General features: G+C 64.4%; 3 protein-coding genes. All 3 read left to right on the top strand.

Translation table 11 applies throughout. The features are described from left to right. Positions 1 to 111 precede the first annotated feature (111 nt). The 3 genes from FIU28_RS19835 to FIU28_RS19825 all read left to right on the top strand — a co-directional run bounded on the left by FIU28_RS19835 (position 112) and on the right by FIU28_RS19825 (position 11,454). Entirely contained in the window at positions 112 to 7,272 is a 7,161-nt protein-coding gene (locus tag FIU28_RS19835; RefSeq protein ID WP_143574866.1) for a peroxidase family protein, read from the top strand. A 97-nt stretch (positions 7,273 to 7,369) separates the two neighbouring features. After that, positions 7,370 to 9,097, top strand: coding sequence for a type I secretion system permease/ATPase (locus FIU28_RS19830; protein WP_143574865.1), 1,728 nt, complete (start codon positions 7,370 to 7,372; stop codon positions 9,095 to 9,097). Between the two features lie 23 nt (positions 9,098 to 9,120). Next, on the top strand, positions 9,121 to 11,454 hold the full coding sequence (locus FIU28_RS19825) for a cadherin-like domain-containing protein (protein WP_143574864.1): 2,334 nt from the start codon (positions 9,121 to 9,123) through the stop codon (positions 11,452 to 11,454). Positions 11,455 to 11,490: the final 36 nt, after the last annotated feature.

Genomic DNA, 11,490 nt, shown 5'->3' with positions numbered 1-11,490 from the left:
CGCTCGACTTCAGGCCCTTCCCAAATCATCGGCGCATGCCATGCTTAAAAAATCGTTACGGGCCCGGTGCAAAACGTACCGACTTTAGCAGCATTGGTGGGAGTAGAATCAATGGCCAATTATCTCAAGCCGTTCGTAATCGACCAGAGCGATATCGACTTCATCCTCAGCCAGGTGAATTTCCGACCGCTTTTCGATGTGAACGGAAACGCCATCATCCTGTGGGACGGCACCGGTAGCGTCTACGACGCCAAAGGAACGCTGATCGGGCAAGGCGGCGCCACGGCGAGCGACCCGCTCGCTCTGTCTGCAGTCGCGACCTACGGTCAGTCCTACATCTCGGAATTCGACCTCGCCGGCCTGCGCGATCCGAGCGGCCTCAACAACAACCTGTCGCTGATCAACGCCACGTATGGTGCGACGGATCAGATCTTCACCCGCTCGGCCGCCGCCGATTATGCCAATTATTCTCCGGTCATGCAGGCCGTGGCGGACCGGGCCTATGCTGCCGCCAAACAATACTACTCCTCGTACAGCATCGCGGACGGCACCTTCAAAGCCAATCTCAGCGACTATACCATCAAGGTCGATACCACCCCCGGTCAGCCGGGAGACCATACCGCCGCCAATGGCGCGCCGATCGATATCCAGAACGTCGTCGACTACACGCCGCGCATGATCAGCCTGACGACCACCACGGCCGGCGTCACCTTCGACACCTGGGCCAACCATTCGGGCGATCCGCTCGCCGGCTCCCATCAGCCCAACGAAATCTACTACGACGCCAGCGGCGTCGCCAAGGTCCTCGACTGGGGTCAGCTCAAGACAGTGGCCAACGGCGGCCTCGGCCAGGTCGACACCCAGGCGCGGCTCGCCGCCTCGGCCGGCCAGGACGATCATTTCATCGGCGGCCTCAATCCCGGCGTTTCGCCGTCGAACGGCTTCTTCGTGCTGTTCGGGCAGTTTTTCGATCACGGCCTCGACTTCATCGGCAAGGCGTCCGGTCAGACCGTCAAGATCGCGCTGGCGAGCGACGACCCGCTCTACGGCATGCTGGGCCAGGATGGCCAGCCGGTGCACGAAATCACCATCAACCGCGCCACCGTCGCCAAGTTGGATGCCAACGGCGCTGAATACGTTAACCACACCTCGCCGTTCATCGACCAGAGCCAGACCTACGGCTCGCACGAGCAGCTGACCAATCTGCTGCGCGAGTGGGTCCCGGATACGACAACGGCCTCTACCACGGACTTCCACGCCGGCATGAACCTGTTCGACGGGCACACGCTGGACACTCCGTGGATGAAAGCGGACGGCGTCACCCTGACGACGCAGACGCTGCCGACGCTGGACGAATTGCGCGCGCATATCGAGGCCACCGGCCGCGACGCGCTGACCTGGGAGGACGTCAACGACCTGCGGAACCGCGACGCCAGCGGCCATGTCGTCGCCGGCACCAGCGGCTCGGCGCTGCTGCTCGACATGAACCCGCGCTTCGACGCGGGGCACATGGCGGGCTTCTACGACAAGAACGGCAGCGGCACCCAGGACGCCGGCGAGGCGAGCTACGGCACCGCGGCCCAGACAGCGAAGGTCACCGCGGCAATCGCCACCATCGACGCTAGCGTCAAGTCGACGTTCGGAGCGGCGTCGAGCTTCGGCATCGACCCGGTCACCCACAAGCTGACCCTGTTCATGGAGAACTTGCCCGCCGGTTCGCCGGCCGGGACGCCGCACATGCTGAGCGGCGCCAGCGCACTCTACCCGTTTGTCAATTTTGCGGACTTCAGCATCACCACCCCGGCCGGTGCGCTGCACGACGCGGTGGGCGAGATCCTGATGGCGTCGGTCGGCGACCACTACGTCGCTGGCGACGGGCGCGTGAACGAGAATTTTGGTCTCACCTCGATCCACCATGTGTTCCACGAGGAGCACAACTACCAGGTCGACAACATCATCGACGCCCTGCATCGGCAGGACATCGTGTCCGGAGACGCTACCCACGCCTCGCTGCATGGCTTCCAGGTCGACACCGGGCACGGCATGAACGCGGCCGGCGACTATCTCAACGGCGACGGCAGCATCGCCTGGGACCAGGACAAGATGTTCAACGCGGCCAAGCTGGTCGTGGAAATGGAATACCAGCATGCCGCGGTCGACCAGTACGCCCGCAACGTTACGCCGAACATCCAGGAGTTCGGCGCCTATTCGACCAACGTCAATTCGGCGATCTCGCTCGAATACTCGCAGGTTGCCTTCCGCTTCGGCCATTCCACGCTGCGCGAGACCATCGACACCATCGATCCGACCGGCGGTCTGACCGGCAAGATCATGGGCTACGCGCTCAAGGAGGCCTTCCTGGCGCCGGAGAAATTCGCCGACGTCGGTGCTTCGGGGATCATCCTGGGCATGACGCACCAGCAGATGAACGAGGTCGACGAATTCGTAACTCCGGCGCTCAACCAGGGCCTGCTCGGCCAGCCGCTCGATCTGGCGGCCATCAACATCGCGCGCGGCCGCGACCTCGGCATTCCGACCCTCAACGAGTTCCGCCACGCCGTCGGGTTGAACCAGTACACCAGCTGGAACGACTTCGGCCAGAACATGCAGCACCCGAGTTCGCTGGCGAACTTCATCGCAGCCTACGCCTTCGACGGAAATCTGACGAAGGCTCAGCATCTCGTCGGCATCGTTGACGGCACGGTCGCAGCGGGTACCGACGGCATTTCCCTGGATCAGGCCTACGGCTTCCTCAACGGCGACGAGGCTGTCGGGGGCGCAGGCACCCTCGCCTTCAACAGCATCGACACCTGGCTCGGCGGTCTCGCCGAAGTCCATCAGCCGGGTGGCCTGCTGGGAGAGACCTTCGACAAGGTCTTCGTCGACCAGATCGAGAAACTGATGGACGGCGACCGGTTCTACTACCTGTACCGGCTGTTCGGCACCCAGTTCGGCAACGAGGTCGGCAACGGCCAGCTCAAGGATATCGTCGAACGCAATACCGGTCTGACGCATCTCAACGGCAACATCTTCGGTTATGCCGACCAGAACATCGACCTTAGCGCCCACAAGGAGGTTTTGGTTGGTAGCCAGACCGAGTTCCTGACGACCGCCAACGAGCATAAATACGGTGGGGTGACCGCCGACATCGGCACCGGACCGACGGCGACCCACGTCTCGGTGGACGACGGCACGATCGGGATCTATTCCAACGGCGGCCACGGCAATCTCAACGATGGCCACGTCGTCACCATCGGCGGCGTGCACTACATCCAGGACACCCGACTGGCCGACTCCGATCCGACCAGCGCCTACAATCAAAACGGAGGCGTCAATCTCGACGGCACCCCGAACTCGGGCGCCGAATCCAACGAAATCATCGTCGGCTCGAAGGGCGCCGATCTGATCTACGGCCAGGGCGGCGACGACACCGTCTACGGCGACGCCGGCAACGACACCATCTACGGCGGCTACGGCATCGACCGTCTCTACGGCGGCGACGGCTCCGACACCATCTACGGCGGCGACAACCCCGACCTGATCGACGGCGGCGCCGGCGACGACTTCCTGTATGGCGAATCCAGCGGATCGGACATCAACGGCAACGACCAGGTCATCGGCGGCGCCGGCAACGATTACATCTCGGGTGGCATCGGCATCGACAAGCTGTTCGGCGGCACCGGCGACGACAGGATCTTCGGGGATCAGGATACCGACCCGTTCACCCATGGCGACGACGGCAACGACTTCATCGACGGCGGTTCGGGCACCGACGTGCTCTACGGCGACAACGGCGACGACATGATCCTCGACGGCGCCGACGTCGACATCTCGTTCGGCGGCGCCGGCGACGACATCATGAAGGTCGGTGACATCGCCCAGGCGCTCGGCACCGGACCCGACGAAGTCCTGGGCGGCGACGGGGTCACAGACGACGGCAACACGCCCGGCACCACCGGCTTCGACATCATGGACTTCAGCCTGCAGCATCTCCGCCCGGTCGGGGTCTCCTACGACCTCGACCAGCAGGCCAACCCCCTGACCGCGGTTAACAGCCAGCAGTCGGTTCCGGCGGCGTTCCAGATCGAAGGCTTGGTCGGCAGCGTCTCCAACGACACCTTGGGCGGCGACGCCGGCAACAACTGGATCGTCGGCGGCTCCGGCAGCGATATCCTGACCGGCGACATCGGCGACGACGTCATCGTCGGTGGCTCGATCCGGCTCGACACCCTGATCGGCCGCTACGAATCCGCGCCTGGGGTGGCCTCGACCTACGACCACAACAACAATAATTCCGGATCGACCGAAGCGGATCGCCTTCAGGACGCCCGTTACAACGGCGCTTCCCACCGCGTCGGATACCAGGACACGCTCGGCGCGGGCCTGCTCGGCAACAGCGCGCTGGGGACGCAGGGCTTCGAAAAGCATTTCACCGAAATGCTGCGTTCCGACCAGTTCAAGAACGTCGTCCTGGGCGACGACGGCACCGCTGCCGCGCCCGGGGCCTCTTCCGACACCGCAGCCTATACCGGCAACGTAGCGGACTACGAGGTCACCCTGATCCAGTTCGACAGCGCCAACCAAGGCCATGTCCTAGCCTACAAGATCGTGGACCACGGCCACACGCCGACCGGACCGACCGACCCGCTTCCGGCGCGTGCACCGACCGACGGCACTGACATTCTGGTCGGCATCCAGAAGCTTCAGTTTGCTGACGGTACCGTCGACATCACCCAGCTGGTCGAGATCCCGGCCACCGGCGCTCCCGTCATCTCCGATCTGACGCCGACCGAAGGCCAGCCGCTGACGCTGAACATCAGCTCGATCCAGGACGCCAACGGCTTCAACCCGGCGGCCTTGCACTACCAGTGGCAGTCCTCGGCCAACGGCACCGCGTGGACCAATATTGCAGGCGCGACCGCGGCAACCTTCACACCGCAGGACAACTTCAATGCCTTGGGTTTCAGCGGCTTAGATGCCCAGGCCGGCCTGCAGCTTCGGGTCGTTGCGACGTTCACGGATGCGGGAGGACACGCGGAGATCGTGACCTCGGCGCCGACCGGTCCGGTAGGTGCCCATGCGGTGAACTGGGCGAGCCAAAACTTCTTCGGGGGCAACTTGCTCGGCGCCTTCCCCGGGACGGCGGGCGACGACATCGCTTCGGGGGCCAACCCGTTTTTTCTGGTCACGAACGGCAACGATACGCTCAACGGCTTGGCCGGCAACGATAGCCTGAGCGGCCTTGGCGGCAACGACATCCTCAACGGTGGCGCCGGAAACGACGCGCTAGACGGAGGCACCGGCAACGACACCGCCGTCTACGCAGGGGCTGTCGCCAACTTCACCCTTGCAGCCACCACGGCGGCCATCACCGTCACCGACAACACCGGGGCGGAGGGCACTGATACCGTCACCGGCACCGAACAACTCCGCTTCAACGGCGTGAACTACGGTGTCGTTACGGGTACCAATGCCAACAACGCCAACCTCAACGGCGCGGCGGGCGCAAATGGATCGCAGGCCATCTTCGGTCTCGACGGCAACGACACCATCAACGGCGGCGCCGGCGACGACTATATCAATGGTGGCTCCGGCGCAGACACCGTGACCCAGACCGGATCGACCGGCGGCCACGATTTCGTGGATGGCGGCACGACGGCGCTCGACATCAACGGCCGCGACACCACGCCGGATACCTACGTGTTGAACGGAGTAGCCGGTGCCGAGACCTTCAGGATCTATTCCAATACCGACGACTGGGACGGCGCTGGGCCGGGGACCGGCAGCAGCGCGGCACATGCAGGCTTCACCGGCCTGAACGCGAATACGGAGATCGTTGTCGCTCGCAACGGCGTGCTGATCGCCGAACTCGACAACATCGAGGAGATCGTCGTCAATGCGGCCACGATTACGTCGCCGGGCGGCGTCCTCCCGGGCGGCACCGGCACCATCGGCGGCGACACCGTTCAGGTGATCGGCAACTTCACCGGAACCAGCTTGAACTACAGCACGATCACGGTGAACGGCGGATCGGGCGCCGACACGGTCGACATCTCCGGACTGACCTCCGACCATCGCATCGTGTTCCACGGCGGCGGAGGCAACGACCAGGTGATCGGAACGCTGCGGCCGCAGGACGTGGTCGATACCCAGAACATGCTGCCATCCGATCCGGGCGGGCCGACGGGCGGCAGCGGCCAGGATGGCTCCGGCGACGGCAGCGGCCAGGATGGCTCCGGCGACGGCAGCCAGGGTGGCTCCGGCGACGGCAGCCAGGGTGGCGGTCAGGGCGGATCCGGCGATGATCAGCATTGTTCGGGAGACGATCACGACGACGGCCATGACGGCGCCGGCACGCCGGCGATCAATCCCGGCATGGCGGAAGTCAACATCGGAACCTCCGGGGCCGACGTGATGGTCGGCGCGGCGGGCGACGACGTCCTCAGCGGGCTCGACGGCGACGACGTGATCCTCGGAAATGACGGCGCCGACACGATCAAGGCCGGCGCCGGGGACGACCTGGTGAAGGCAGGTGCAGGCGACGACGTGGTGTTCGGCAACGAGGGCGACGACGTCCTGTTCGGAGGCGCCGGGCGCGACCTGATCGCCGGCGACAAGGGCGACGATCGCATCTTTGGCGATGCGGGCGACGACGCCCTCGAAGGCGGCCTCGGCAACGACGTGGTCTACGGCGGTGCCGGTAACGACCGGATCATCGCGACGGTGAGCGATGGCAATGATACCTACTTTGGCGACATGGGGGAGGACACCCTCGACTACTCGGCGATATCTGCCGCCATCACGGCGGATCTCGGCAACGGGATCGGTCAGCACGGCAGCGTTGCCAGCGCTCAGAGCGGCACCGACCAGGTCTTCGGTTTCGAGAACTTCATCGGCGGCTCCGGCAACGACACCATCGTGGCAAGCTCGGTGGCGAACGTGATGGACGGCGGCGGGGGCAACGACACCTTCGTGTTCAACTCCGCAGTCGATGCCGACGGCGACACGATCAAGGGCTTCCAGCCCGGCGACAGGATCGACCTGTCGGCAATCGACGCCAACACGGGGGCGAGCGGCAACCAGTCCTTCGTGCTGTTCGCCGGCAACGTCTTCACGTCCGCCGGGCAGGTCATCGTCACCCACGAAACAAGGGATGGCCTTGAGCACACGATCGTTGCGGGCAACACCAACAATGACACGGTCGCCGACTTCAAGATCGACATCGCCGGCAACCACTCCCTGACTTCCGCCGACTTTAACGGCGTGCACTGAGCGCAATAGACGACGATCCGGAGCGACGGGGGTCCCGCCGCTCCGGATAGGTAGAACAACCGCTTCGCGCAACACGCCAGGGCAGGGGAAGTACACAATGAGCAAGAATGCCAAGCGTAAGAATTCGGCCTATCCGAACGGAGAAAACACGATCGGCAATTATCGCAGGATCGGCTTCTTCCTGCTGGGGCTGTCCGGGATCATTAACGTGCTCGCCCTGACCGGCTCCTTCTACATGCTGCAAATCTACGATAGGGCGCTGACCAGCCACAGCATTCCGACCCTCGTCGCGCTTTCCGCTTTGGCTATCGGCCTCTATTTATTCCAAGGGATGTTTGACATCCTGCGTTCCCAGATCCTGGTCCGCCTAGGCGCCCGGCTTGACGCCAAGTTAGCGCCATTGACCCACCACGTCGTGATCGAAATGGCTCGCTACGGCTACTCCACCTCCGAGGCGCTCGAAAGGGGCCGGGACGTTGATGTCGTCCGCGGCTTCCTCGGCAGCCAAGCGCCCGTCGCCTTCTTCGATTTGCCGTGGATGCCGCTGTTCCTCGGTTTCGTCTATCTGCTTCATCCCGTCTTGGGGCTCGTCACGCTGGCCGGGGCGGTGGTGCTGATCTCGCTCACGGTGGCGACCGAACTGATGACCCGCCGCGCGGGCAGCGAAACGCACCAGGCAGCCGTGCTGCGCAGCACGCTGGCGGATTCGCACGCGCGCAACGCCGACATCCTCCGCGCTATGGGATTCGGCGGCCGCGCTGTGGCCCGCTTTGAGAAGGCTAATTTGCGGCACCTCGAGCTGCAGACCTGGACCAGTGATGTCAGCGGCAGCTTCGGCGGGATTGCCAAAGTATTGCGCATGATGCTGCAATCCGCACTTCTTGGGCTAGGCGCCTTCCTCACAATCAAGGGCGAGCTCTCGGCAGGGGCGATCATCGCCTGTTCAGTGGCCTCTTCACGGGCGCTCGCGCCAATCGATTCTGCTATCGGCAACTGGAAGCTCATCGCCGCCGCGCGAAGGAGCTTCCGTCGTCTGAAGCAGACGCTGGCCGCGGCCGAGGATGGTTCCCACATCATGCCGCTTCCTAGGCCTGCGGCAGCGCTAAAGGTCGAAAACATCACGGTCGTGGCCCCTGGTAGCGGCACTGTGCTGGTAGGCGAGGTTAGTTTCGAACTGAAGGCCGGCGAGGCGCTGGGCCTGATAGGCCCAAGCGGCGGCGGAAAGACCTCGCTGGCCAAGGGTCTCGTCGGCGTCTGGCCGCTGCTGAGAGGAAAGGTGCGCCTGGACGACGCGGATCTCGATCAGTGGCGCGCAGACGTGCTCGGCGAGTACATCGGATACCTGCCTCAGGACGTTTCCTTGCTCGACGGCAGCATCGCCGAGAACATTTCGAGGTTCGAAGCCGAGCCGGACGCCCGCAAGATCGTGGCCGCTGCGAAGGCCGCTGGCGTCTACGAGATGATCGCGCGGCTGCCCGAAGGTTATCAAACCGAACTGGGCCCCTCGGGCACGTCCCTTTCAGCCGGACAGCGGCAGCGCATCGGGTTGGCACGGGCACTGTATGGCGATCCCTTCCTCGTCGTTCTCGACGAGCCAAATTCCAATCTCGACTCGCAGGGTGAGGCCGCGCTCAGCGATGCCATCGAAGCCGTCAAGGCTCGTGGAGGCGTGGTGATCGTGATCGCGCACCGCCCGAAGGCTCTCGCGGCTGTGGACTACGTCGGCGTGGTTCAAGGCGGCAAGCTGATCGCGTTCGGTCCGAAGGACAAGGTCGTCGGCGCCCCGTCGGCACCGATACCATTTCCGGCCGCCGCGACGGCCTGATTCGAGCTGAATGGGAGGTCGCTATGGAAGATCGGATATCGTTGGGAATTCCGGACCGCACCGCGCTCGACGCGCCGTCGAGGCGGTTCAAGCTACTCGACGAGAGGACCAGGGTCAGTTCCATCGTGTCGGCGCTCCTTGTGGCGAGCTGGGGGCTTGTGCTGAAGCAGATGTTCGGCAGCGACAAGGAAGAGGCGCCGCATCAGCCGAAGCCGGATTTGCAGAGTCTGGACGGGCCGGAGCGCGAGACCGAGGCAGCGGTCGCGCCTTCCTCCACGGGGCCAACCGCCGGATCTTCGGAGCTCGTTCGCGCCGTCGGTCTGGCATCGGTCTCGATGAACGAGGCTTTTGCGGCAGCGGTGAGTCTCGACAGCCTGTCTTTCGCCAGGACCGAGAGCCCACGGCTTTCGTTGGTCCCAGCCAACCAGAATGCTCCGGCAGTGCCGCGTCCGCAAACATCGGCCGGCGAGCCCAAACCGGCCGGCGGCGTTGGAGGCGGTGGCGGGGGCGGCAGCGATGGCAGTCGGACGGGTGGAAGCGACCCGCACATCACCGACGACCGTAGCAAGCTCGCTGACAAGGTCGAGAAGCCGCCGGTTGCCAAGGGTTCGCAGGACCCGCCCATTGACCGCAGCAAGTCCCCCGGCGATGTCGGGACGTCGCCGCCTGCCAAGACCCCGCCGGATCCTCCTAAGAGCGCGAACCGTTCGCCTGTAAGTAATGGGGCAGTGGACCTCGGAAGCGGGTTGGTCAATGAATCGATTATTATCTCGCTGAGCCAGCTTCTGACGGGAGCGCGCGATCCAGATGGCGACACGCTGTCGGTGCAGGCCCTCCATGTCGATCAGGGCTCGCTGCAGGTGCTTGGGCCGGACCAATGGCTGTATACGCCGCAGCACGACGAGACCGGTGCGGTACGCTTCACTTACAACATCACGGACGGGTCTGCTTCCATCGCCCAGACCGCGCATGCCGACCTGCATGCCGCCCCCGAGGAAGAAATTCACGGCACTGACGGCGACGACTTCCTGATCGGCACGCCCCAGGCGGACGTCATCGACGCGGGCGCCGGCAACGACATCGTCTACGGCCGCGAGAGCAGCGACACGATCTACGGCGGCGAGGGCAACGACCGCCTGGTCGGCGGGGACGGCGACGACATCATCTTCGGAGGCTCCGGCAACGACGTCATCTTCGGTGGTGCCGGCAACGATACCCTGTTCGGCGAAGCCGGCGACGACGTCCTCTATGGGGAGGACGGCAACGACCTGATCCTGGGCGGCGACGGCGACGACTTCGCTTCCGGAGGCCAAGGCTCCGACCACATCATGGGGGGCGCCGGAAACGATACGTTGTTGGGCGACGAAGGCGACGACGTCGTCGACGGAGAGGACGGCAACGACCATATCGATGGCGGTGCCGGCAACGACGTCCTGCTGGGTGGGGCGGGCGACGATATGATCGTAGGCGGAGCCGGAAACGACGTCGTGTCCGGCGGAGCCGGCAACGACCGCATCGAGGGTGGCGCGGGGGACGATGTCCTACATGGAGACGACGGCAACGACCGCATTGAGGGTGGCGCGGGGAATGATGTCCTGCTGGGCGGCAGCGGCGACGATGTGCTTTGCGGCGATGGCGGCAACGACACTCTAGATGGCGGAGACGGCAACGATCGTCTTGCCGGGGGTGACGGCGATGACGTCTTGTCCGGAGGAGCGGGCGATGATCACATCGATGGGGGCGCTGGCGACGACACCTTCGTGGTCAACGCCGGAGGCGGCCACGACCTCATCAGCGGAGGTGCGGGCGACGACACGCTGGATCTATCCCAGATCGTGTTCGATGCGAACGTGGACCTGCCCGATGGCATCGTCGAAATCTGCGGCGTGCAGACCGCACAGATTTTCGAGATCGAGAACGTCCGCGGTGGTCATGGCCGCGACCGGCTCGTTGCGGACGCGCACGTCAACATCATGGAAGGCGGCGAGGGCGACGACACCTTCGTCTTCCGTGACATGGCGTCGCTGAAGAACGAGGGCGGCCCACGCGATCATATCGTGGATTTCAGCGTCGGCGACCGGCTCGACCTCTCGCGCGTTGGGCAGGAACTCGACGACTTCGCTGGCCAGAAGCTGTTCTTCGCCGGCACCGACCAGGCGAAGTTCGACGAAGTCGGCGCTGTAACCTACCACTACGAGATCGTCTCCGACACCAAGGAGATCACCGTGGTCACCGGCGATCTCGATGGCAATTCGGACCATCAGTTCGAGATCGTGCTAGACGGCCACATCGACCTGACCGCCGGCAACTTCGTGCTGACGAACCCGTACGCGAACTCGACCACGCACCACGCTTGATCTCAGTAACGCCGGCGAACCGACCGGAAGGAACAT

This window comes from Tardiphaga sp. vice154, from assembly GCF_007018645.1.
In the GTDB taxonomy this organism is placed as follows: domain Bacteria; phylum Pseudomonadota; class Alphaproteobacteria; order Rhizobiales; family Xanthobacteraceae; genus Tardiphaga.
The sequence above is the reverse complement of the archived record's forward strand: the minus strand, read 5'-3'. Positions and strand labels throughout refer to the sequence as shown.